The sequence below is a fragment of the Kitasatospora sp. NBC_00315 genome (genome assembly GCF_041435095.1).
Taxonomy (GTDB): Bacteria; Actinomycetota; Actinomycetes; order Streptomycetales; family Streptomycetaceae; genus Kitasatospora.
The window spans coordinates 6,123,810-6,146,277 of record NZ_CP108025.1 but is presented as its reverse complement, the minus strand read 5'-3'; the positions used below and the strand labels follow the sequence as shown (position 1 = coordinate 6,146,277).

Annotated in this window: 17 protein-coding genes; 4 read left to right on the top strand and 13 right to left on the bottom strand. The window is 74.3% G+C overall.

Annotation, left to right across the window (positions count from 1 at the left end):
- Nucleotides 1-102: 102 nt before the first annotated feature.
- From OG823_RS25615 to rsmH, 10 genes are all read right to left on the bottom strand, one after another.
- Nucleotides 103-882 carry a cell division protein FtsQ/DivIB gene (locus OG823_RS25615; protein WP_371482176.1) on the bottom strand — a complete coding sequence of 260 codons (780 nt, stop codon included), beginning with the start codon at nt 880-882 and terminating at the stop codon, nt 103-105.
- A complete protein-coding gene (gene murG, locus OG823_RS25610; RefSeq protein WP_371482174.1) occupies nt 875-1,981 on the bottom strand; it encodes an undecaprenyldiphospho-muramoylpentapeptide beta-N-acetylglucosaminyltransferase in 1,107 nt (368 codons plus the stop codon). The genes OG823_RS25615 and murG overlap by 8 nt, the downstream gene beginning before the upstream one ends.
- Nucleotides 1,982-1,987: 6 nt before the next feature.
- Nucleotides 1,988-3,361 (bottom strand): putative lipid II flippase FtsW, encoded by a 1,374-nt coding sequence (gene ftsW / locus OG823_RS25605; protein ID WP_371482172.1) that lies wholly within the window; start codon nt 3,359-3,361, stop codon nt 1,988-1,990.
- 199 nt (nt 3,362-3,560) lie between these two features.
- Nucleotides 3,561-4,997 carry a UDP-N-acetylmuramoyl-L-alanine--D-glutamate ligase gene (gene murD / locus OG823_RS25600; protein ID WP_371482170.1) on the bottom strand — a complete coding sequence of 479 codons (1,437 nt, stop codon included), beginning with the start codon at nt 4,995-4,997 and terminating at the stop codon, nt 3,561-3,563.
- Nucleotides 4,994-6,055 carry a phospho-N-acetylmuramoyl-pentapeptide-transferase gene (gene mraY / locus OG823_RS25595; protein ID WP_371482169.1) on the bottom strand — a complete coding sequence of 354 codons (1,062 nt, stop codon included), beginning with the start codon at nt 6,053-6,055 and terminating at the stop codon, nt 4,994-4,996. Before mraY ends, murD begins: the two co-directional genes overlap by 4 nt.
- Nucleotides 6,055-7,476 (bottom strand): UDP-N-acetylmuramoyl-tripeptide--D-alanyl-D-alanine ligase, encoded by a 1,422-nt coding sequence (murF, locus tag OG823_RS25590; protein ID WP_371482167.1) that lies wholly within the window; start codon nt 7,474-7,476, stop codon nt 6,055-6,057. The genes mraY and murF overlap by 1 nt, the downstream gene beginning before the upstream one ends.
- Entirely contained in the window at nt 7,473-9,149 is a 1,677-nt protein-coding gene (locus OG823_RS25585; RefSeq protein WP_371482166.1) for a UDP-N-acetylmuramoyl-L-alanyl-D-glutamate--2,6-diaminopimelate ligase, read from the bottom strand. The genes murF and OG823_RS25585 overlap by 4 nt, the downstream gene beginning before the upstream one ends.
- A gap of 6 nt (nt 9,150-9,155) precedes the next feature.
- Complete coding sequence (locus OG823_RS25580) at nt 9,156-11,402, bottom strand: penicillin-binding transpeptidase domain-containing protein (protein ID WP_371482164.1); 2,247 nt, start codon at nt 11,400-11,402, stop codon at nt 9,156-9,158.
- Nucleotides 11,399-12,028, bottom strand: coding sequence for a septum formation initiator family protein (locus OG823_RS25575; RefSeq protein WP_371482163.1), 630 nt, complete (start codon nt 12,026-12,028; stop codon nt 11,399-11,401). The genes OG823_RS25580 and OG823_RS25575 overlap by 4 nt, the downstream gene beginning before the upstream one ends.
- Nucleotides 12,029-12,092: 64 nt before the next feature.
- Nucleotides 12,093-13,067, bottom strand: a complete 975-nt coding sequence (gene rsmH, locus OG823_RS25570) for a 16S rRNA (cytosine(1402)-N(4))-methyltransferase RsmH (protein WP_371482162.1) — start codon at nt 13,065-13,067, stop codon at nt 12,093-12,095.
- A gap of 590 nt (nt 13,068-13,657) precedes the next feature.
- On the opposite strand from rsmH, the gene OG823_RS25565 reads away from it, so the two are divergent.
- The 4 genes from OG823_RS25565 to OG823_RS25550 all read left to right on the top strand — a co-directional run bounded on the left by OG823_RS25565 (nt 13,658) and on the right by OG823_RS25550 (nt 19,483).
- On the top strand, nt 13,658-14,242 hold the full coding sequence (locus tag OG823_RS25565; protein WP_371482161.1) for a beta-class carbonic anhydrase: 585 nt from the start codon (nt 13,658-13,660) through the stop codon (nt 14,240-14,242).
- Nucleotides 14,243-14,671: 429 nt separating this feature from the next.
- The gene (locus tag OG823_RS25560) at nt 14,672-15,730 is read left to right on the top strand and encodes an AAA family ATPase (RefSeq protein WP_371482159.1); all 1,059 of its coding nucleotides are present in this window, start codon (nt 14,672-14,674) and stop codon (nt 15,728-15,730) included.
- A 1-nt stretch (nt 15,731) separates the two neighbouring features.
- Nucleotides 15,732-17,051, top strand: coding sequence for a DUF58 domain-containing protein (locus OG823_RS25555; protein WP_371482157.1), 1,320 nt, complete (start codon nt 15,732-15,734; stop codon nt 17,049-17,051).
- Complete coding sequence (locus OG823_RS25550; protein ID WP_371482155.1) at nt 17,048-19,483, top strand: DUF3488 and DUF4129 domain-containing transglutaminase family protein; 2,436 nt, start codon at nt 17,048-17,050, stop codon at nt 19,481-19,483. Before OG823_RS25555 ends, OG823_RS25550 begins: the two co-directional genes overlap by 4 nt.
- 106 nt (nt 19,484-19,589) lie before the next feature.
- Here OG823_RS25550 and OG823_RS25545 read toward each other — a convergent pair whose 3' ends face one another.
- From OG823_RS25545 to OG823_RS25535, 3 genes are all read right to left on the bottom strand, one after another.
- A complete protein-coding gene (locus OG823_RS25545; protein ID WP_371482153.1) occupies nt 19,590-19,976 on the bottom strand; it encodes a DUF3040 domain-containing protein in 387 nt (128 codons plus the stop codon).
- 441 nt (nt 19,977-20,417) lie between these two features.
- Entirely contained in the window at nt 20,418-21,170 is a 753-nt protein-coding gene (locus OG823_RS25540; protein ID WP_371482152.1) for a methyltransferase domain-containing protein, read from the bottom strand.
- A 121-nt stretch (nt 21,171-21,291) separates the two neighbouring features.
- The gene (locus OG823_RS25535; RefSeq protein ID WP_371484653.1) at nt 21,292-21,810 is read right to left on the bottom strand and encodes an SAV_6107 family HEPN domain-containing protein; all 519 of its coding nucleotides are present in this window, start codon (nt 21,808-21,810) and stop codon (nt 21,292-21,294) included.
- Nucleotides 21,811-22,468: the final 658 nt, after the last annotated feature.

Sequence of the window (22,468 nt, the reverse complement as noted above, 5' to 3'; positions counted from 1 at the left end):
GAACACGCCGAGCTTCCCTTTTTTCTTTTGAGCCTATGTGATCATCAACCGGCCTGGGAAACCGGGGTGACCGACAAACGGCCGTAGAGAGAACCTACCGGATCATCCCGACACCGCCGGCGCCTCCGGCACGCTCACGTCATAGTTCGTGGCCTTCCGATTCAGCAGCGCGGTCAGCACCTTGGCTTTCCGATCGGTCCGTTCCGGACTCCCCCAGCGCACCGTCGTGCCCCCGCCGAGCTGGAGCCGGATGTCGTCGTACGAGTGCACGGTGACCGCACCGGCCCGCTCGGCGACGGCCGGCGGCAGGCCCGCCGCCACCGCCACCGCCCCCTGGACCAGCTGTTGGCGGGTGATCACGCCGATCGCGTCGTTCGCCTGCTGACTGAGTTGCAGCTCGACCACCGGCACACCCGCGGGGGCGGTCGCCTCGGTGGCGAAACTCACCCCGCCCGCATCCATCTGGGTGAACTGCCCGTCGTCACCCTTGACGGCGGCGACGGGCTTGCGCTGCACCACCTTGACCTGGAGGGTGTGCGGCCAGCCGCGCCAGACCTCGGCCGAGGCCACCCGCGGGATCGACTCCACCCGGCGCCTGGCGTCCGCGAGGTCGACCCGCGCGAGCGGCCCGTCCCCCAGGTTCCCCAGCACCTGGCGGACCTGGTCGGCCGTCAGCCGGTCGTCCCGCACGCCCTGCACCGAGACGCTGCGCACGTCGAGCACCGAGGAGAAGAAGACCAGCCAGGACAGCGCGCCCAGGACAGCGGCGATCAGCACGCCCAGCACCGTGAAACCGCGCCGGGAGAGGCGCAGGCGGGGAGCGTACTCCTCGGCCTCCTCCTCGTCCCCGTACGCCCCGGTGCCGGGCGAGCCGTCAGCCACGGCGGCGGCCGCCCCGGGCTGCCTCGATCGCCTCGTACACCATGCCGACCAGCAGGTCGTCCGCGTCGCGGCGGCCGAACTCGGCGGCCGCCCGGCTCATGTCCCAGAGTCGCTGCGGGTCGGTGAGCACCGGCAGCACGTTGTTCAGCACCCAGTCCGGGGTCAGCTCGGCGTCGTCCACCAGCAGACCGCCGCCCGCCTTGACCATCGGCTGGGCGTTCAACCGCTGCTCGCCGTTGCCGATCGGCAGCGGGACGAACGCGGCCGGCAGGCCGACGGCCGCGAGCTCGGCGACGGTCATCGCGCCGGCCCGGCAGAGCATCAGGTCCGCGGCGGCGTACGCGAGGTCCATCCGGTCCACGTACGGCAGCACCCGGTACGGCGGCATCCCGGGGATGTCGTCGATCACCGGCAGCTCGTTCTTCGGACCGACGGCGTGCAGGATCTGGACGCCGTACTGCTGCAGGCGCGGCGCGATGCTCTGGACCGTCTCGTTCAGGCGCCGGGCGCCCTGCGAGCCGCCGGAGACCAGCAGGGTGGGCAGCCGCTGGTCGAGCCCGAAGTACTGGCGCGCCTCCGGGCGGGCCGCGTTGCGGTCCAGGGTGGCGATGGTGCGGCGCAGCGGGATCCCGATGTACCGCGAGTCGCGCAGCTTGCTGTCGGGCGTGGAGACCGCCACGAAGTCGCTGTACCGCGCGCCGATCTTGTTGGCCAGGCCCGGGCGGGCGTTCGCCTCGTGCACCACGATCGGCACACCGGCCCGCTTGGCCGCCAGGTAGGCCGGCATCGCGACGTAGCCGCCGAAGCCCACCACGGCGTCCGCCTTGACCCGCTCGATGATGTCCTGGGCGGCCCTCACCGTCCCGCGGAGCCGGCCCGGGACGGTGATCAGCTCGGGTGTGGGCTTGCGGGGCAGCGGCACCGCGGGGATCAGCTCCAGCTGGTAGCCGCGTTCGGGCACCAGCCTGGTCTCCAGGCCGCGTTCGGTGCCCAGGAGGGTGATCCCGATGGTCGGGTCGTGCCTGCGGAGGGCGTCCGCGAGGGCGAGGGCCGGTTCGATGTGACCGGCGGTCCCCCCGCCGGCGAGTACGACATGCACCGAAATTCACCGCTCCCTGCGCGCCGGCCGGGAGGCCGGGCGTGCTGTGGTTCGTCGTCGTGGCAGCACCCGGGCCAGTCGTGTCCTGAACCGGGAGTTGGTGGTCCGAGCGGCCAGGGCCGCCTGGGCCCCCGGCGTGCTGCGTGCGAAGCAGAGCAGCACACCGACGGCGCACATGGCCGACAGCATGGCGGAACCGCCGTAGGAGAACAGCGGGAGCGGGACGCCCGCGATGGGCAGCAGTCCCAGCGCCGACCCCAGGTTGACCATGGCCTGAGCCATGATCCAGGTGGTGGCGGCTCCCGCGGCGTACCTGACGAAGGGGTCCTTCGTACCGATGGCCACACGGATACCCGCGTAGCCTAGTGCCGCGAAGAGGCCGATGACCGACAGCGTCCCCACCAGTCCGAGTTCCTCGCCCGTCGCGGCGAAGATGAAGTCGGTGTGGGCCTCCGGCAACTGGCCCCATTTCTCCACGCCGGCGCCGAGGCCGGAGCCGAACGGACCGCCCAGGGCGAACGAGTAGACGCCGTGCAGCGCCTGGAAACAGGCGCCCTTCGCGTCCAGTCTGGTGACGCCGATACAGCTCAGCCGCTCGGCCCGGTGCGGCACCGTGACGACCAGTGCCGTGCAGGCCACCACGGCGACGCCGAGGGTGGCGACGAACAGCCGCACCGGCGCCCCGACCATCCAGAGCAGGCCGAACAGCATGGCGACCAGGATCATCGAGGTGCCCATGTCGCCGCCGAGCATGATCAGCATCAGCAGCAGCAGGGCTCCGGGCACGAGCGGGATCAGCAGGTGCTTCCACTGCTCCAGGGTGCCGGTCCGCTGCTTGCGGGCCAGCAGGTCCCCGCCCCAGAGCACCAGCGCGAGCTTGGCGAACTCCGAGGGCTGGACCTGGAAGAAGCCGAAATCCAGCCAGTTGCGGTTGCCGTTGATCTGCACCCCGACGCCGGGGATCGCCACCAGCACGAGGGCGCCCACCACCACGCACAGCAGCGGGTACACCAGCACCCGCAGCACCGCCGCCGGCGTCCGGGCCAGCAGCACCAGCATGACGGTGCCGAGCATCGCCGCCACCAGCTGCTTGCGGAAGTAGAACAGCGCCGAGCGGTGCTGGCCCATGGCGAGGATCTGGGAGGACGAGAAGACCATCACCAGGCCCAGGACGAGCAGCAGCAGCACCGACCCGAGGATCAGGTAGTACGGCGTCAGCGGCCGCTCCAGGGCGTACCGCAGCCGGGCCCGGAAGGCCCGCAGACGGGCCAGCGGCCCGGCCGACTTGAAGGTGGTGGAGGTCGCCGAGATCAGCTTCAGCGGGGACTCGCCGCGCTCCGGCGGAGCCGTCGCCGCGCCCTTGCTGCCCTGACCCGCCACCCCTGCACGCTCCCAACGTCTTGTGGCCCGGCTCGCTCCCGGTGCCGTCACGAGCCCCGCCGGGGCTCTCGCGTCGTACCGACGGCGGCCCGACGGCCCGCTCGCCGGAGCAGCTGTCACGGGCCCCTGGCGGCGCCTTCCCGCCGGCCGGGCCGGGGCTCGCCCCGGCCCGGCCGCGGGGCGCGCGGTAGCGCGGGTCCTACATGTCCGCCAGGTCCCGGACGGCCGCCGCGAACAGGTCGCCGCGCTCGCCGTAGTCGGCGAACATGTCCATCGAGGCGCAGGCCGGGGCCAGCAGGACCGTGTCACCCGGTCGGGCGATCCCGGAGGCCGCGGCGACGACCTCCGCCATCGCCACCGCGCCAGTCTGGCCCTCGGCCGCCTCGATCACCGGCACATCCGGCGCGTGTCGCGCCAGCGCCTCCCGGATCAGCGCGCGGTCCTCGCCGATCAGCACGGCGGCCCGCAGCCGCTCCGCGGCGCCCTGGACCAGGTCGTCGAAGGTCGCGCCCTTGGCGAGGCCGCCGGCGATCCAGACCACCGGGCGGTAGGCGGCCAGCGAGGCCGCCGCGGCGTGGGTGTTGGTCGCCTTGGAGTCGTCGACGTACGTGACCTCGTCGACCACCGCCACCTCGTCGATCCGGTGGGCGTCCGGCCGGAAGGCCCGCAGACCCTCGCGGACGGCCTTCGGGTCGACCCCGTACGCCCGGGCCAGCGCCGCCGCCGCGAGGGCGTTGGCGATGTTGTGCGGGGCGGGCGGGTTGACGTCCTCGACCGAGCCGAGCTCGGCGGCGTTCTTCTGCCGGTCGGGCACGAACGCGCGGTCCACCAGGAGGCCGTCGACCACCCCGAACTCGGACAGTCCGGGGGCGCCGAGGGTGAAGCCGACGGCGCGGCAGCCCTCCTCGACGTCGGCCTCGCGGACCAGTTCCTCGGTGGCCGGGTCGGCCGTGTTGTAGACGCAGGCCACGGCGTTGCCCTGGTAGATCCGACCCTTGGCGCCGGCGTAGGCCTCCATCGAGCCGTGCCAGTCCAGGTGGTCGGGGGCCAGGTTGAGCACGGCCGCCGAGTGCGGACGGAGCGAGGGGGCCCAGTGCAGCTGGTAGCTGGAGAGCTCGACGGCGAGCACGTCGTACGGCTCGTCGGCGAGCACCGCGTCCAGCACCGAGACCCCGACGTTGCCGACGGCGGCGGTGCGCCTCCCGGCGGCGGTGAGGATCGAGGCGAGCATCCGGACGGTGGTGGTCTTGCCGTTGGTGCCGGTGATGGCCAGCCAGGGGGCGGGCTCGCCGGTGGCCGCCAGCGGCCGGCGCAGGTGCCAGGCGAGTTCGACGTCGCCCCAGACCGGCACGCCGGCCACCTCGGCGGCGGCGAACAGCGGGCTGCTCGGCGGCCAGCCGGGCGAGGTGACGATCAGCCGGGTGCCCTCGGGCAGGCTGTCGCCGTCGCCCAGGCGGACGGTGACCCCCTGGGCCTCGACGCCGTCGGCGCGGGCCCGCAGGCCCTCGCCCGAGCCGCCGTCGACGACGGTGACCCGGGCGCCGAGTCCGTGCAGGACGCGCGCGGCGCTGATGCCGGAGAGGCCGAGGCCGGCCACCACGACCGGCAGGCCGTCCCAGTCGGGGGTCGAGGTCATCCGGTCACCCATCCCGCGTAGAAGAGGCCGAGGCCGACGGCCACGCAGAGGCCCTGGATGATCCAGAAGCGGACCACGATCAGGACCTCGCTCCAGCCCTTCAGTTCGAAGTGGTGTTGGAGCGGGGCCATCTTGAAGACACGTTTGCCGGTCATCCGGAACGAGCCGACCTGGATGATCACGGACAGCGTGATGATCACGAACAGGCCGCCGAGCAGGGCGAGCAGCATCTCGGTGCGCGACAGGATCGCCAGGCCGGCCAGCGCGCCGCCGAGGGCGAGCGAACCGGTGTCCCCCATGAAGATCTTGGCGGGCGAGGTGTTCCACCAGAGGAAGCCGAAGCAGGAGCCCATCAGCGCGGCGGCGACGACCGCCAGGTCCAGCGGGTCGCGTACGTCGTAGCAGCTGTTGGTCGCGGAGTGCACGAACGCGCAGCTCTGGCCGTACTCCCAGACGCCGATGAAGACGTAGGCGCCGAAGACCATCACCGAGGCGCCGGTGGCCAGGCCGTCCAGGCCGTCCGTCAGGTTCACGCCGTTCGACATCGCGGCGATCATGAAGTAGGCCCAGATCACGAACAGCACCGGGCCGATCGTCCAGCCGAAGTCGCGTACGAACGACAGGTGCTGGGAGGCTGGAGTGAGTCCGCGGCTGTCGCTGAACTGCAGTGACAGGACCGCGAAGGCGAGGCCCACGAAGGACTGTCCGAGCAGCTTCGCCTTGGCGCGCAGCCCGAGCGAGCGGCGCTTGACGACCTTGATGTAGTCGTCCAGGAAGCCGACCAGGCCGAGGCCGGTGGTCAGGAACAGCACCAGCAGACCGGAGGCGGTCGGACTCTCCCCGGCTATCACCTTGGTCGCGGCGTACGCGATGAGCGTGGCCAGGATGAAGGCGATGCCGCCCATGGTGGGTGTGCCGCGCTTGCTGTGGTGGGCCTTGGGACCGTCGTCGCGGATGTACTGGCCGTAGCCGCGCTTGGCCAGCACCTTGATCAGGGCGGGAGTGCCGAGCAACGACAGCACCAGGCCGATGAGCCCGGCGATGAGCACCTGTTTCATCACAGGGCAGCACCGCCCGTCAGCGGCGCCACGTCGGCGAGCAGCGCCTCGGCCACCCGCTCCAGACCCACCGAACGGGACGCCTTCACCAGGACCACGTCCCCTGGCCGCAGCTGACCGCGCAGCAGTTCGACCGCCGCGTCCGCATCGGACACCAGCACCGACTCCTCACCCCACGAACCTTCGTTCCTCGCGCCCAGTTCCATACAGGCCGCGTCGCGTCCACCGACCGCCACCAGTTTGGTGACGTCCAGTCGGACCACGAGGCGCCCGATGGCGTCGTGCTCGGCGAAGCTCTCCTCGCCCAGCTCCCGCATCTCGCCGAGCACCGCCCAGGTACGGCGGCGCCCCGGGCCGCGGCCTCCCATCGACACGAGCGCCCGCAGCGCGGCCCGCATCGAGTCCGGGTTCGCGTTGTAGGCGTCGTTGACGACCGTGACACCGTCGGCCCGTTCGACGACCTCCATGCGCCAGCGGGACAGCGCGCCCGCCTCGCCCAGGGCGGCGGCGGTGTCGTCGACGGACAGCCCGAGCTCCATCGCCACCGCAGCGGCGGCGAGGGCGTTCGAGACGTGGTGCTCACCGTACAGGCGCAGCCGCACCGCTGCGGAACCGGCCGGGGTGGTCAGCGTGAACGACGGCCTTCCGGTGGCGTCCAGGCGAACATCGCTCGCCCGGACGTGCGCGTCCGCGCTCTCGCCGAACAGCACGATCCGGGCCCGGGTGCGGGCGGCCATCGCCCGTACCAGCGGGTCGTCGCCGTTCAGCACCGCGACGCCCTCGGCGGGCAGCGCCTCGACCAGCTCGCCCTTGGCCTCGGCGATCGCCTCCTTGGAGCCGAACTCGCCCACGTGGGCGGTGCCCACGTTCAGCACGACGCCGATCCGCGGCGGGGTGATCGCGGTCAGGTACTCGATGTCGCCCTTGTGCCGGGCGCCCATCTCCAGCACCAGGTGACGGGTGGTCGGCTCGACCCGCAGGGCCGTCATCGGGTGCCCGATCTCGTTGTTCAGCGAGCCGGGCGGAAAGACCGTTTCTCCCAGGTGCCCCAGCAGCTGGGCGATCAGGTCCTTGGTGCTGGTCTTGCCGGCCGAGCCGGTCAGCGCCACCACCGAGACGTCCTCGGCGCGCAGCACGACGGCGCGGGCCAGCTTCCCGAGCGCGTCCAGCACGTCGTCGACCAGCACGGCGGGCACGCCGACCGGGCGGGCGGCGAGCACCGCGACGGCGCCGGCCTCGACCGCGCGCCCGGCGTACTCGTGGCCGTCGACGTTCTCGCCGGCGAAGGCCACGAACAGGCCGCCGGGGCGCACCTGCCGGGAGTCCACCACGACCGGTCCGGTCACCGTGGCGGCCGGGTCGGCGCCGTCCAGGGTGCCTCCGACGGCGGCGGCGACCTCGGCGAGGGTCAGTGCGATCACGGCTGTTCCACTCCTCGGGTGCCCCGGGCGGCCGAGGAGCGGGAGATGACGTCCCGGAGGACTTCCCGGTCGTCGAAGGGGCGGATCTCGTCTCGTACGTACTGGCCAAGTTCGTGGCCCTTGCCGGCCACCAGGACGGTGTCGCCGGCGTGCGCGCGGGTCACCGCGTCCGCGATGGCCTCGGCCCGGTCGGGCACCACCAGGACCGCGCCACGCTCGGTCTCGGGGACGCCGGCGGCGCCGGTCAGCATGGCGGCCAGGATCGCGAGCGGATCCTCGCTGCGCGGGTTGTCGCTGGTCAGCACAGCGGTGTCGGCCAGGCGCGCCGCGATGGCGCCCATCGGGGCGCGCTTGTGCGGATCGCGGTCGCCGCCGCAGCCGACCACCACGTGCAGCCGGCCCTTGGTGACCTCGCGCAGCGACTCCAGGACGGCCTGCAGGGCGTCCGGCTTGTGGGCGTAGTCGACCACGGCGACGTACGGCTGGCCGGCGTCGACCCGCTCCAGCCGGCCCGGCACTCCGGCCACCGCGGCGATGCCGGCGACGGCCCGGTCCAGCGGCAGCCCGGCGGTGACCAGCACGGTGATCGCGGCCAGCGCGTTGGCGACGTTGAAGGGGCCCGGCAGCGGCACCGAGGCGTCCGCGGCCGCGCCGTCGGGGCCGAGCACCCGGAAGGTCGAGCCGACCGGTCCGAGCTGGACGTCCACCGCGCGCCAGTCGGCGTCGGCGGCGCCCCGGGCGGAGAAGGTGGTCATCGGGATCCGGGCCTCGGCGACGAGCCGGCGGCCGTAGGCGTCGTCCGCGTTGGCGACCCCGGCCCTGGACCTGCCGGGGGCGAAGAGCCGGGCCTTGGCCTGGAAGTAGTCCTCCATGTCGGGGTGGAAGTCCAGGTGCTCCGGCGTCAGGTTGTTGAACAGCGCGACGTCGTAGGTCACCCCGTCCACCCGGCCGAAGACCAGCGCGTGGCTGGAGACCTCCATGGTCACCGCGTCGGCTCCGCGCTCGCGCATCACCTCGAGGATGGCGTGCAGGTCGGTGGCCTCGGGGGTGGTGCGCTCGCTCTTGATCCGCTCGGTGCCGACCCGCATCTCGACGGTGCCGATCACGCCCGGGGCGCGGCCGGCGCCCAGCAGACCGCCCTCGACCAGGTACGAGGTGGTGGTCTTGCCGTTGGTCCCGGTCAGGCCGATGGTGAGCAGCCGGTCGGCGGGGTGGCCGTAGACGGCGGCGGCGAGCTCGCCCATCCGGGCCCGGGGGCGGTCCACCACCAGCAGCGGCAGGCCCGCGCCGGCGGCGAGCTCCGCACCGGCCGGGTCGGTGAGCACGGCGACGGCGCCGGCCGCGGCGGCCTGGGCGGTGAAGGCGGCGCCGTGGTGGTTGGCGCCGGGGAAGGCCACGTAGACGTCGCCGGGGCGCACCGCGCGGGAGTCGTGGGTGACGCCGCTGACCGGGCCCCCGTCGACGGGCGGCAGACCCAGCAGGCGGGCCACCTCGGGCAGCGGCAGCGCCGCCACCCGGTCGGGGCGGGGCGGGCTCACGGTGGTTTGATCGGGTTTCGGCACGGCGGGCAGGCTATCGGCCTCGGGCCGCCCAGGGCCAAACCGCGACCGCGCCGCCCCGGCCGGCGCGGGGGCCGCTGTGACCGGGAACACATCGTGGGGCTCGGTGGTCATCGTTGATCACGGCTTCCAGTCGACGGGCAGGTTGGGCGCCGCGCTGCCGCTCGGCGGGACCTGGAGGGTTTTCAGCGAGAACTCCATCACCTGCTTGAACACCGGCCCGCAGAGCTGGCCGCCGAAGTGGCCGTTGACCGGGTCCTGGATGACGCAGGAGACGGTCACCCGGGGCTGGTCGGCGGGGGCGAAGCCGATGAAGGAGGCGGTGTAGCCGGAGTAGCCGCCCTTGCCGTCCGCCCGGTTGGCCGTGCCGGTCTTGCCCGCGACCCGGTAGCCGGGGATGGCCGCCGCGCCGCCGGTGCCCTGCTCGTCCGTGACGACCGACTCCAGCATCCCGGTGAGCGTTCTGGCGGTCTGCTCACTGACCACCCGGCTCTGCGCGGCGGGCGCGGCCGGGGTGTAGTGGCCGTCCGGTGCGGTGGTGCCCTGGACGACGCTCGGGGCGACCCGCACACCGCCGTTGGCGATGGTGGAGTACACCGAGGTGGCCTGCAGGGCGTTCAGCGACAGGCCCTGGCCGAAGGGGATGGTGTACTGCTTGGAGGCCTTCCAGTCCTCGGGCCTGTCGAGCAGGCCGGGGGTCTCCCCCGGAAAGCCCAGGCCGGTCGGCTGGCCGATGCCGAACTTGCGCAGGTAGTCGTAGAGCACCTTGTTGGACTCGGGCTGGGTGGCCCCGAGCTGCTCGGCGGCCTCGATGGTCCCGATGTTCGAGGACTTGGCGAGCACCCCGGCCAGCGTCAGGTACCAGGTCGCGTGGTCCACGTCGTCGTGGAACACGTGGTCCGAGCGCTGCAGCGTGTTCGGGACGGTGACGTGGGTGTCCCAGGTCGCCTTGCCGGTGTCCAGCACGGCCGCCATGGTCATCAGCTTGGCCGTGCTGCCGGGCTCGTAGACGTCCTGCAGCGCGGTGTTGCCGAGCTGGTCGGCCTTGGCGGAGCGCAGGTCGTTGGGGTCGAAGCCCGGCGAGGTCGCCATCGCCAGCACCTGACCGGTCTTCACGTCCTGGACGATGACGTAGCCCTTCTGCGCCCCGGCGTTGGCGACCTGGTCGGTGATGGCCTGCTGCGCCGCCCACTGGATGTCCCGGTTCACCGTCAGGCGCAGGTCGGTGCCCGGCACGGCGGCGTCCATCGAGCCGCCGGAGGTGGGCACCAGGCGGCCGCCCGCCTGGGCGTAGCTGCTGCGCCCGTCCTTGCCCGCCAGCTGCTGCTGGTACTGCTGCTCCAGGCCGCCCGAGCCGACGCCCTCGGCGTTGACGAAGCCGACCAGGTTGGAGGCGAGGCCGCCGGAGGGGTACTCCCGGCGCTGGGTGTCCCGGTTGAAGACGCCGGCCAGCGGGTTGGCGCACTCGTTGTCGACCCTGGTCCGTCCGCCCTGGTCGGCGGGCAGGCGCAGGAGTGCCTTCTGGGCCTGGCACGCCTTGGAGCCGGCCTGCTTGTCCAGGCCGGCCTTGAGGTCGCTGATCTGGTTCTTGGTGTCGGGCGTCTGCTGGGCGGCCAGCCGCTTGTACCGGGTCTTGGGCGTGTGCAGGTCCGAGGCGAGCTGCTCCTTGGGCACGCCGAGGATCGGCGCCAGCAGTGCGGCCGCCTGCTCGGGCGCGTCGGGCACACCGGTGGCGGCCGGGGTGAACATCTGCGGGTCGGCGGTGATGTCGTACGCGTCGACGGTGGTGGCGAGCGCGACGCCGTCGGAGGACGTTATCGAGCCGCGCTCCGCGGTGAGCGGGATCTCCTGGTAGCGGTTGGTGTTGGCGTCGGCGGCCAGCGCGTCGGAGTCGATCAGCTGGAGCTGGACGAGCCGGCCCGCGAAGACCGAGAACACCAGCGAGAGCACCACCGTGACCAGGCGCAGCCGCTTGCGCGGGTCGGCCAGCCGGATCTTCCTGGGCTGCGGCCGGGCGGCCGGGCGCGGACGGGGCCCGGCTGGTCCGGAGCGCAGTTCGGACCGCTGCGTCCTCCCCGGCCGGCGGGCCGTGGAGCCGGCGGCGGGGGCCGGGCGGCGCTGCTGGTCCCCGGAGCGTCCCGCCCCGGGCTGCCCCGGCGTGGACCGCCCGGCCTTGGGCTGCGCCGCCTTGGGCTGCCCCGGCCGGGGCCCGGAGCGGGCCGGCGGCTCGGGCGGCTGCCCGGCGGCGCGGCGCGGACCCGGCGCCCTGGGGGTCCGCGGGGACTGTGCGCGCGGGCGCTCGCCGGAGCCGCGGGGCGGCGGTTTGCGGTCGCCCGGGCCACCGGGCGGCTGACGGGGCGTGCTCATCGGGCCGGGCCTCCGCTCGGAACCGGCGTGGCCGGGCCTGCCGGGTTGATCTGGACGGTGGTGTCCCCGGGCGGAGCGGGGGAGCCGGCCGGGGAGGCCGGCGCGGCGGCGGCCGGCGAAGCCGCGGGAGCGGCCGGCGAGGCCGCCGGGGACGGCGCGGGCGCCGCCGGGGCGCCGCCGCCCGGCTGGGCGCCGCCCCACGGCTGCGCCCCGGAGGGCTTGACCGGCGGGCTGTCCTGGGCGGTCCCCGGCTTGCCGAGCACCGTGCCGTCCTCCTGGAGGAACGCCAGCCCACCGGTCGGGACCATGCCCAGCTCCCGGGCCCGGCGCTCCAGCGCGTCCGGGGCCGACCCCTGGTCGATCTGGCGCTGGAGGGTCTGCTCCTGGTCGGTCAGCGCGGTGGTCTGCTTCTGCAGCCGGGAGAGCTCGAAGGAGCCCTCGTTGAGCGCCGTGTTGAGGGCCAGCAGCCCGAGCAGGCCGCCCGCGAGCAGCACCACCACCAGGACGGTGAAGGGCGTCCGGCCCCGGGCGGACGCCCGGCCCGGCCGCACGGTGATCCGCGCTCTGCCGCCCTGACCGGGCAGCAGCCTGCCGCCCGCCCGGGCCTCCCCGCCGGCCACTGGCACCACGCCCTCCTCGCCCGCGTCTGTCGCTCTCGTCCGTCGATCCGGTCCACCGCCCCCGACCTGGTCAGCGGCGGTTGCCCCGGTCCCTGATCCTCTCCGCCACCCGCAGTCGGACGGGCGCGGCACGCCGGTTCTCCTCGATCTCCTCCTCGGTGGCCTGCTCGGCACCGCGGGTGATGAGCTTGAGCCAGGGCTGGTGCTCCTCGGGGATCACCGGCAGCCCGGGCGGCGCGGTGTTGGTGGCGCCGGCCGCGAAGTACTGCTTGACCAGGCGGTCCTCCAGCGACTGGTACGACATCACCACGATCCGTCCGCCCGTCGCGAGCACGTCGAGCGCTCCCGGGACGGCCCGGTCGAGGACCTCCAGCTCGCCGTTGACCTCGATCCGCAGCGCCTGGAAGGTCCGCTTGGCGGGGTTGCCGCCGGTACGCCGGGTGGCGGCCGGGATGGCGTTCCTCACCAGTTCCACCAGACGCGCGCTGTTGGTGAACGGTTCCTTCTCGCGCTCACGCAGGATCACCGAGGCGATCTTCCCCGCGAACCGCTCCTCGCCGTAGACCTTGAGGATCCGGGCGAGCTGTCCGTGGCCGTAGGTGTTGAGCACCTCGGCGGCGCTCAGGCCGCGGGTCTGGTCCATCCGCATGTCGAGCGGGGCGTCCTGGGAATAGGCGAAGCCGCGCTCCGCCTCGTCCAGTTGCATCGAGGAGACGCCGAGGTCGAACAGGATGCCCTGGACCCGCGGGATGTCCAGGCGCTCCAGCACCTCGGGGATCTCGTCGTAGACCGCGTGCACCAGGGTGGCGCGCTCGCCGAACGGGGCGAGGCGCTCGGCGGAGAGCTTCAGCGCGGCCGGGTCGCGGTCGACGGCGACCAGCCGGACGTCCGGGAACTGGGTGAGCAGTGCCTCGCTGTGCCCGCCGAGACCGAGGGTGGCGTCCACCACCACCGCGCCGGGACCGGAGATCGCCGGGGCCAGCGCGTCCATGCACCGCTGGAGCATGACCGGGACGTGCTTGGGTGCCGGATCGTTGGTGCTCATGTGCGCTGTGGCGCCCTTCCTCGGTGCGAAGCCTCCCTCCCTGGCCGCCGCCGGGAGGAGGGGCCCGGGGCGCGGGGAGGCTGGGACCATTTTGGCCCACTCCGCGCCCGGCCCACCGCATGGGGCCCGCACGCCGTCCGTGGTCCCCGCCCGCTCGCTGGGGAAGACCGTGACCGCCCGGCACCGGGGAAGGTGCGCCAGGTGGCACTGAGCGGGAGGAGGCCGCGGACTGCGTACGCCTGCGCCGGGACCGTCCGGAAAGACCCGGTTGACGGTGATCGGCGGCTGTGCTGCACTGCGCCGCAACTCTATCGCGGACACCTTGCCCGTCAATGGCCCGCTGCGGCGCGCCACCCGAGCGGCGGTACGGATTCCCGCAGGCCGCCACCGGTGCGGGCCGCGCACTCGGGGGGCCCGCGCGAGCTCACGGCGCGACGCGCGCCGGTGTGAGTACGCGCCGGACAAGACCGGGCATAGCGGGACACTCCACCATCGACGCCCCGCCCCGGCGGTATGCCATCGATCACAGCTGCCGCTCAGCGGGCCCGTCCCCTCACCACGGCGGCCGGAATCGCACTAACGTCGGAGCTATGACAGTGACCCCCGACCGGCCCGCGCCGACCGCCGCTGCCGCCCCCGCGTCCTCCACCGCCGCCTCCGAGGACGTGGCCGCGGCCCAGGTCCGGCCCGGCATCATCGACCGCTTCGTCAGCGCCAACCGCGCCTACGCCGTCGACTTCCGCGACGGCGGCATGGATGCCCGCCCCGTCCAGAAGGTCGCCGTGGTGGCCTGCATGGACGCGCGACTCGACCTGTTCGCCGCGCTCGGCCTGCAACTCGGCGACGCCCACGTGATCCGCAACGCCGGCGGCGTCGTCACCGACGACACCATCCGCTCGCTCACCATCAGCCAGCGCGGGATGGGCTCGCGCTCGATCGCGCTGATCCACCACACCGGCTGCGGTCTGCTCGGCCTCACCGAGGACTTCCGCCACGAGCTGGAGGTGGAGGTCGGACAGCGCCCGCAGTGGGCCGTCGAGGCGTTCGCCGATCTGGACGGCGACGTCCGCCAGTCGATGCAGCGGGTGCGCACCTCACCGTTCCTGCTGCACACCGACGACGTGCGCGGCTTCGTCTTCGACGTGCACACCGGACTGCTCCGCGAGATCCACTGAGCACACCTCGTCCTCCAGGGCCCGGCCAGCGCCGTCCGGGCCCTTTTTCCACGCCCGCCGCCGGGCCGCCGCCCACCTCCCGGCGCCCACCTTCCGGCGCCCACCTTCCGGCGCGCCCGGCAAAGCCCGGGGCCCTTGCCGGGGACGGTTCGGACACCGCCGTACCCGCTCCCACCGGCGGCGCACCGGGGACGAACCGGGACACTGCTCTCTTGTCGCCCACCCCGCACCACCGGCAAAGCCCCGGTCAAGGGCGGAGAGTGACTTCTGGCCACCCGACAGGGAAGAATGCGACGGCAGGCCTGCCCCGCACCACCTGGGGCGGCCTGGCCGCAGGCTCCGCCCGGCACCGGCCCCAGTCGGAACCGCGTCCGGGCGCGCCGCGTCAGTCACGGGGTGGGGGCCGTCCTCGGGGTGAGGACCGGCGCAATGCCAGGGAGCGTACGGGTGACGAGCACATACGATCAGGCCGGTCAGAACAGTCGCGGCGGCGACCGGCAGCCCGAGGCTTACCAGCGGGGCGGCCTGCAGGAGCTCGGCGCCGTCGTGGACCGGGTGCGCGCCTCCGTGGAGAGCGTCATCGAGGGTAAGCCGGAGGCCGTCCGGATCGCGCTGACGGTCCTGCTCGCCGAGGGCCACCTGCTGCTGGAGGACGTGCCGGGCGTCGGCAAGACGATGCTCGCCAAGGCACTCGCCAAGTCGCTGGACTGCACGGTGCGCCGCATCCAGTTCACGCCCGACCTGCTGCCCTCGGACGTGACCGGCACCAACATCTTCGACCAGCACCAGCGTGACTTCGAGTTCCGGCCCGGCGCGATCTTCGCGCAGATCGTGGTCGGCGACGAGATCAACCGGGCCTCGCCCAAGACCCAGTCCGCGCTGCTGGAGTCGATGGAGGAGCGCCAGGTCACCATCGACGGCACCAGCTACGAACTGCCGTCCCCGTTCATGGTGGTGGCGACCCAGAACCCGGTCGAGATGGAGGGCACCTACCCGCTCCCGGAGGCCCAGCGCGACCGCTTCATGGCCCGGATCTCCATCGGCTACCCGAGCCCGGACGCCGAGCTCGCCATGCTGGACGTGCACGGCGGCGCCAACCCGCTGGACGACCTCGCACCGGTCGCGCACGCGCACGACATCCTCAAGCTGATCGAGCTGGTGCGCACGGTGCACGTCGCCGATCCGGTCCGGCGCTACGCCGTCGACCTGGTCGGCGCCACCCGCACCAGCCCCGAGCTGCGCCTGGGCGCCTCCCCCCGGGCCACCCTGCACCTGGTCCGGGCCGCCCGCGCCGCCGCCGCCCTGGACGGCCGCGACTACGTGACCCCCGACGACATCCAGGCCCTCGCCGTCCCGGTGCTGGCCCACCGCCTGATGCCGACCGCCGAGACCCAGCTCAGCCGCCGCACCTCCGAGCAGATCGTGCTCGACCTGGTCGCCCGGCTGCCGCTGCCGCGCCCGCAGGGCCCGGCCGTCCGGAGGGGCTGAGGTGGCCTCGTCCGACACACCGTCGGGCCTGCGCGCCGGCCTGGCGGGCCTGACCACCCGGGGCCGCTCCTTCCTCGCCGCCGGGGTCACGGCCGTCCTGTGCGCGTACGTTCTCGGCCAGGACGCCCTGCTCCGGGTCGGCGTCCTGCTCACCGCGCTGCCACTGGTCGCCGCGCTGCTGCTGCTGCGCACCCGCTACCGGGTCGCCAGCGGCCGCCGGCTCAGCCCGCACCGGGCGACGGCCGGCCAGGAGGCCCGGGTGCACCTGCGGGTCGACAACGTCTCCCGGGTGCCCACCGGCCTGCTCCAACTGGAGGACAAGGTCCCGTACGTGCTCGGTCCGCGGCCGCGCTTCGTGCTGGACCGGATAGAGCCGCACGGCCACCGCGAGGTCTCCTACCGGGTCCGCTCGGACCTGCGCGGGCAGTACCCGCTCGGCCCGCTGCAACTGCGCCTGTCCGACCCGTTCGGCATGTGCGAGCTCAACCGGGCCTTCGCCGCCTCCGACCTGCTGACCGTCGTCCCCCGGGTGCAGCCGCTGCCGGAGGTCCGGCTGCGCGGCGCGTGGTCGGGCCAGGGCGAGAGCCAGGCCCGGTCGGTCGCCCTGGCCGGCGACGACGACGTCATCCTGCGCGAGTACCGGCACGGCGACGACCTGCGCCGGGTGCACTGGAAGTCCACCGCCCGCTACGGCGAGCTGATGGTCCGCCGCGAGGAGCAGCCCCAGCGGGCCCGGGCGAGCGTCCTGCTGGACACCCGGGAGAGCGGCCACCGGGGAACCGGCCCGGCCTCCTCCTTCGAATGGGCGGTCAGCTGCGCCGCCTCGGTCGGCGTGCACCTGATGGAGCGCGGCTACCAGGTCCGGCTGCTCACCGACACCGGCCTGTCGGTCCCCGGCCCGGACGGCGGCGCCAACACCGTCTCCGAGGCCTCCGGCATGCTGCTCGACGCGCTCGCCCTGGTCGACCTCTCCGAGGGCACCTCGCTCTCCCGGGGCGAGGAGGCCGTGCGGCTGGGCGGCGAGGGCCTGCTGGTCGCCGTGCTCGGCACGCTGGACGAGCAGCAGACCGCCCGCCTCGCCCGGCTGCGCCGCCGCACCGGGACCGCCGTGGCCTTCCTCATCGACACCGACACCTGGGCCGGCCTGCGGCTGCTCGCCCCGGAGACCGGCGGCGCCGAGCTGCGCGCCCGGGTCCGCCAGTTGCGCGAGGCCGGCTGGACCGTGCTGCCCGCGCGGGCCGGCGACTCCGTGCCCGACCTGTGGCGGGCCGCCGACCGCGCCGACTCCGCCGCCGCCCACCGAGAAGAGGCCGACGCGTGACCACCCGGGCCAAACTGACCGTCTACTCGGCGCTGGCCTGCGCGCTCGCGACCCTGTGCCTGACCCCGCTGCTGGTCTCCAACGCCTGGCTGCTCCACGCGTTCGCGCTGATCGCGCTGATCGCGGCGACCGGCGCGGGCCTGCGCCGGCTGCCCCTGCCGCGCTGGCTGGTCCCCGCCGGCCAGCTGCTGGTGCTGCTGTACACGCTGATGCTCACCTTCGCCGGGTCGGCGATGACCCTCGGCCTGCTGCCCGGCCCGAAGGCGCTGGACGCCCTCGGCACCCTGCTGAACAGCGGCGTCGAGGACATCCAGGTCTACGCCATCCCCGCGCCCTCCTCGGCCGGCCTGCGGCTGATCCTGGTCGGCTCGGTGACCCTGATCGCCGTCCTGGTGGACGCCGTCGCGGTCACCTTCCGCCGGGCCGCGCTGGCCGGGCTCCCGCTGCTCGCCCTCTACTCCGTCGGCACCGGCATCGGCGCCGACGGCGGCAGGGCCTGGCTCTGGTTCCTGCTCGCGGCCCTCGGATACCTGCTGCTGCTGTTCGCCGAGGGGCAGGACCGGCTCTCCCGCTGGGGCCGGGTCTTCCACGGCGGCCAGGGCGGCGGCGGCGGCGCTCTCTCGCTCGGCGGCCACCGGATCGGCCTGCTGGCACTGGCCGCCGCGCTGGCTCTGCCGATGGCGCTCGGCAGCCTGGACCACGGCCTGATCGACGGCCGGGCGGGCAGCGGGCCCGGCCTGGGCGGCAGCGGCGGGGTCACCACGCTGGACCCGCTGGTCACCCTCTCCGCCTCGCTGAGCCGCCCCACCGGCAGGGAACTGCTGACGTACACCATGTCGGGCGACTCGGCCGGCAGCACCTACCTGCGGACGGCCGCCCTCGACGAGTTCGACGGCACCGCGTGGAAGCTCGGCGCCAAGGACGTCGTCGACAACCCCGGCACGCTGCCCGCGCCCGACGGGCTCACCGGCGCGATCGACACCTCGGCGGTCACCACCGCGTTCACCGTCGGCAGCGGGACGGACTCGGTCTGGCTGCCGATGCCCTACCCGGCGACCAGGGCGACGCCCCCCGGCAAGTGGAGCCTGGAACGCTCCACCCGCACCCTGGTCGGGAACGGCAAGCAGACCACCCAGGGGCTGTCGTACCAGGTCAGCAGCCTGGACGTGCGGCCCACCGCGGATCAGCTGCGAGCGGCCGCCCCCGCCCCGGATGCGATCGGCAGCCGCTACCTGAGCCTGCCCGGCAACCTTCCGACGGTCGTCGCGGCCACCGCCGCGGACGTCACCAGGGGCAAGCGGACGGCGTACGACAAGGCGGTGGCCCTGCAGACCTGGTTCTCGTCCACCGGCGGCTTCCACTACGACGCCGAGGTGGCGGAGGGGACGGGCAACGACGCCATCGTCACCTTCCTGCAGAACAAGCAGGGCTTCTGCGTCCACTTCGCCTCCACGATGGCGGCGATGGCCCGGTCACTCGGCATCCCCGCGCGGTTGGCCGTCGGCTTCACCCCGGGCAACCCGACCGGGCCCAACAGCTACTCGGTGACGGACCGCGAGTACCACACCTGGCCCGAGCTCTACTTCCAGGGCGCCGGCTGGCTGCGCTTCGAACCCACCCCGAGCCGGGGCAGCACGCCGGAGTACTCCGAGCCGGTGGCCGCTCCCAGCACCACGCCGACCCAGCAGCCGACCACCGCCGCGCCGAGCGGCACGGCGGCGCCGTCCGCGACGGCCGGCACCGGCTGCACCGGCGGGCGGCCGAGCGCCGACTGCCCCGGCAGCCCGAAGAAGAACGCCGCCACGGCGCCGGGGGACCGGTCCTGGCTGCTGTCCTGGCAGGTGCTCGGCACCGCGGCCGGTGCGGCCGTCCTGCTGGCGCTGCTCGCCACCCCGATGCTCTGGCGCGGCGCCCAGCGACGCCGGCGCCTCGGCGCGGGCGGGCGGCGCGGGCCCGGCGGCGCCGGGCCCACCGGGCCGACGGACGCCGAGGTGCTCGCCGCCTGGGACGAGCTGGTCGACTCCGCCTGGGATCTCGGCATCCCGCCGGACGACTCCCGGACCCCGCGATCCGCCGCGCGGCGGATCGCCGAGGCGGGCGAGCTCGACGAGAGCGCCACCGCGGCCGCCGGGCGGGTCGCCCTCGCCACCGAGCGGGTGCTGTACGCCGAGGCCGGCGGTACCCGGACGGGTGGCCCGCTGGCGCCGGACGTGCGGGCCGCCCGGGACGGCCTGCGGGCCTCCGCCCGGCGCTCGGGGCGCGCCCGCGCCCTGCTGCTGCCGCCGTCCTCGGCGCGGCTCTGGTGGCGTACGGCCGACCGGGCCGAGAACCTCCGGGCGGCGGCCCGGGGCCGGGTGGCACGGGCCGCCGGGGTGGTCACCGGGCCGGTGCGCCGGGCCTGGGCGCGGGTGCGTCCCGACCGGGGCGAGTAGGGCCCCGCAGGGTGGGACGACGCCGAGGGCGGGCAGTCGCCGCGACTGCCCGCCCTCGGCACAGGTTCTTCGGTTCCACCTCGTCGCCCGCCGCGGCGGGCAGATCTCAGAGGCCGCTCTGCTCGTCCCTGCGGCGCTGCCAGCGCTGCTCCATCCGGTCCATGACCCCGGCCTTGCGGCGCGCGGCCGGGGGTGAGCCCGGACGTGCCCCGCCGTGTCCGGCCGGACTGCGCTTCCACCCGGTGACGGCGAGGACCGCGCAACCCAGCATCACCAGGAACCCGACGACACTCACCCAGATCAGTTGGGCGACCATGCCCCCCATCAGCAGGGCGATGCCCACCACGAACCCCGCGGCGGCCTGGTAGACCCGACGACGGGTGTAGGCGCGCAGCCCGGTTCCCTCAAGCGCTGACGCGAATTTGGGATCTTCGGCGTACAGCGCTCGCTCCATCTGCTCGAGCAGACGCTGCTCGTGCTCCGAGAGCGGCACGGAGTCCTCCTACTCGTCGGTCGCGGGGCGACCGGTCCGCCGCCCCGCACAGGGCGGCCAGTCCATTCAGCTTTCAAGACACGCAGTCGGACGCTTGTGTGCCGGCCGGGGCCGAGGCGACGGCCGCCTCCGCCCCATACCCGTCACCACGGGACCCGGACGATCGTGGTGCCTGCCCCTGAGAGCTCCGCCGTCCCGGTCCTGTGTCGTCCATATGCCCCATGCGTCCGGCTGTCATGCTTTCCGGCTTTACCCAGATCATACGGTCCACCGCCGCTTTCCGGAGTGGTCAACGGCTCGTGGGTCGGGCCACGTCGGCACACCGGACACGCACCGATCCCAACGGCGGAGGCCGCGTACAAGTGCCCGAGACCCTGGAATCACCCCGGACATGGGCGGATGCACGGGAGAACGGGAGGAGTACCGCACACGGAGGAGAAGTCAGGCGAGCGTGGCCAACAGGTGAAGCTGGGTGGCGACGGCGTGGAAGGCCGGCTGCTCGGCGGCCGCCTGCTCCAGCTTCAGCAGCGCCTCCATCGCCCCCGGCTCGGTGTCCACCAGCACGCCCGGCACGAGATCCGCGAAGACCCGCACCCCGTGCACCGACTCCACCCGCAGGCCGGCGGCGGCGGCCAGCAGGGCCAGCTCCTCGCCGGTGAAGCGGCGGGGCATCGGGTCGCCGGTGCCCCAGCGGCCCTCGGCGGCCTCCAGCACCGCGCGGGCCTCGTTGAAGTGGCCGGCCAGCGCCCGGGCCAGCACCGCGCCGTTGCGGTTGGCGGCCAGCAGGCTGACCACGCCGCCACCGCGCAGGGTCGCGACCAGGCTGCCGAGCGACTCGGCCGGGTCGTCCACGACCTCCAGCACGCCGTGGCAGAGCACCGCGTCCACGCTGCCGGGCTCGACCAGTTCGGGCAGCGTCTGGGTGTCCCCCTGGACGGCCCGGACCAGCTCGGTGACGCCGGCCTCGGCGGCCCGCCGCTCCAGCGCGAACAGCGCGTCGGGGCTCGGGTCGACCACCGTGACCCGGTGACCGAGCCGCGCCACCGGCACCGCGAAGTTGCCCGTCCCGCCACCGGTGTCGACGATGTCGAGGACCGGCTGCCCGAGCTCCCCGGCCCGCTTCTCCAGGGCAGCCCGCACCACCTCCCAGACCACGGCGGTACGCAGGGCACTGCGGGGACGCGTCGGGTACAAGGTGAGGACTCCTTGGCGCGGGGAGGTACGTCGGGACTGGCACCACCCTAGCCGGATCGGCGGGCGGGGTAGGGCGGGCGTGGCACCGCCGCACCGGTGCCCGCCCGCCGTACCCCGACCGCTACTCCTCGTGCACCCCCTCCAGCGGCAGGCGCGGGGCCGGGGGCGTCGGGTGCAGGCCGAGCAGCCGCTGGACGATCCGCAGGAACAGCGCGGTGTTGCGGATCAGGTCGTCCGCGTCCCTCGGCCCGGCGGCGCCCGCGATACCGGCCTCGGCGGCGGCCCGGCGGCGGGCGCCGGCCGCGAAGTACACCGCCCATTCGGCGAGCTCGGGCGCGACCTCCGGCAGCACCTCCCAGGCGCTGCGGATGGCCTTGCGCCGCCTGGGGTTCTTCTCCGGCCGGCCACGCACGGCCAGCACCGCCGCGACCGTCCGCAGTGCGGCGAGGTGGGCGGTGGCGTACCGCTGCAGCGGATCCTCGGTACGACGGGCCTGGAGGAGCGTGCGCTGCGCGTGCAGCAGCAGATCCAGCCCGGCGGGCGGCGCGCCGACCCGGCGCAGCACGGGGTGCACGTCGCCGGCTTGGCCGGCGGCCGGCACGGCGGGTGCGCCCGGGGCCGCCCGGGCGGCCTGGGGCAGGAGGGACGGTGGCAGGAGGGACGGTGGCTGGAGGGACGGTGGCTGGACGGAGGGCTGGACGGGGGGCACGGCGGGCGGCGCGGCCGCGGGTCGGGCACGGCCCGGCTGCGGCTGTTCGTCGGCAGGGTGGCGGCGGCTGGCGGTGACGGGCTCAGGGTGGCTGATGGTCATGGTCTCCCCCGGTCCGAGGCGAGTCGCGCGGGCCGGTCGACCCGTGCGGGTCCATGGTGACAAGCCCCACTGACAATCGGCCGTGCGCGGAGCGACCCCGCAGGCCGGGGCCGCCGGGCCGTTCGCGCGGGACACCCCGGCGGCCGGCCCGGCGTCTCCCCCGTCCCGGCCGGCCACCCGGTGTCACCCCGCGCGCCCTCCGCGTGCTCCCGACACACCGGATCCCCCACCGCCGGCCACCCGGCCGTGCTCCGCCGCCCCGTACCGGCAGTGCGCGGCCCCGGGGCCGGCTCGTGTGCACGGCGCGATCGCCCCCCCGCCGCCGACACCCCCGTGACCGGCGGCTCCGATCGTGGCCGCTCCCGGGACCACAGCCTCGCGGCCCGTCCTCCCGGTCCGCACAGCTTCTCGTCCCCGCAGGTCGGAGGGCTATCCGTCCGGGTACTCAATCCGGGATCTGAGTACCCGTACTCAGATCCGCGCCGGC

What these genes read in the sequence shown, in the direction of transcription:
- rsmH (WP_371482162.1), bottom strand. Translation starts at nt 13,067, where the DNA reads ATGAGCACCAACGATCCGGCACCCAAGCACGTCCCGGTCATGCTCCAG.
- OG823_RS25565 (WP_371482161.1), top strand. Translation starts at nt 13,658, where the DNA reads ATGACAGTGACCCCCGACCGGCCCGCGCCGACCGCCGCTGCCGCCCCC.
- OG823_RS25560 (WP_371482159.1), top strand. Translation starts at nt 14,672, where the DNA reads ATGCCAGGGAGCGTACGGGTGACGAGCACATACGATCAGGCCGGTCAG.
- mraY (WP_371482169.1), bottom strand. Translation starts at nt 6,055, where the DNA reads ATGAAACAGGTGCTCATCGCCGGGCTCATCGGCCTGGTGCTGTCGTTG.
- OG823_RS25580 (WP_371482164.1), bottom strand. Translation starts at nt 11,402, where the DNA reads ATGAGCACGCCCCGTCAGCCGCCCGGTGGCCCGGGCGACCGCAAACCG.
- OG823_RS25585 (WP_371482166.1), bottom strand. Translation starts at nt 9,149, where the DNA reads ATGACCACCGAGCCCCACGATGTGTTCCCGGTCACAGCGGCCCCCGCG.
- murD (WP_371482170.1), bottom strand. Translation starts at nt 4,997, where the DNA reads ATGACCTCGACCCCCGACTGGGACGGCCTGCCGGTCGTGGTGGCCGGC.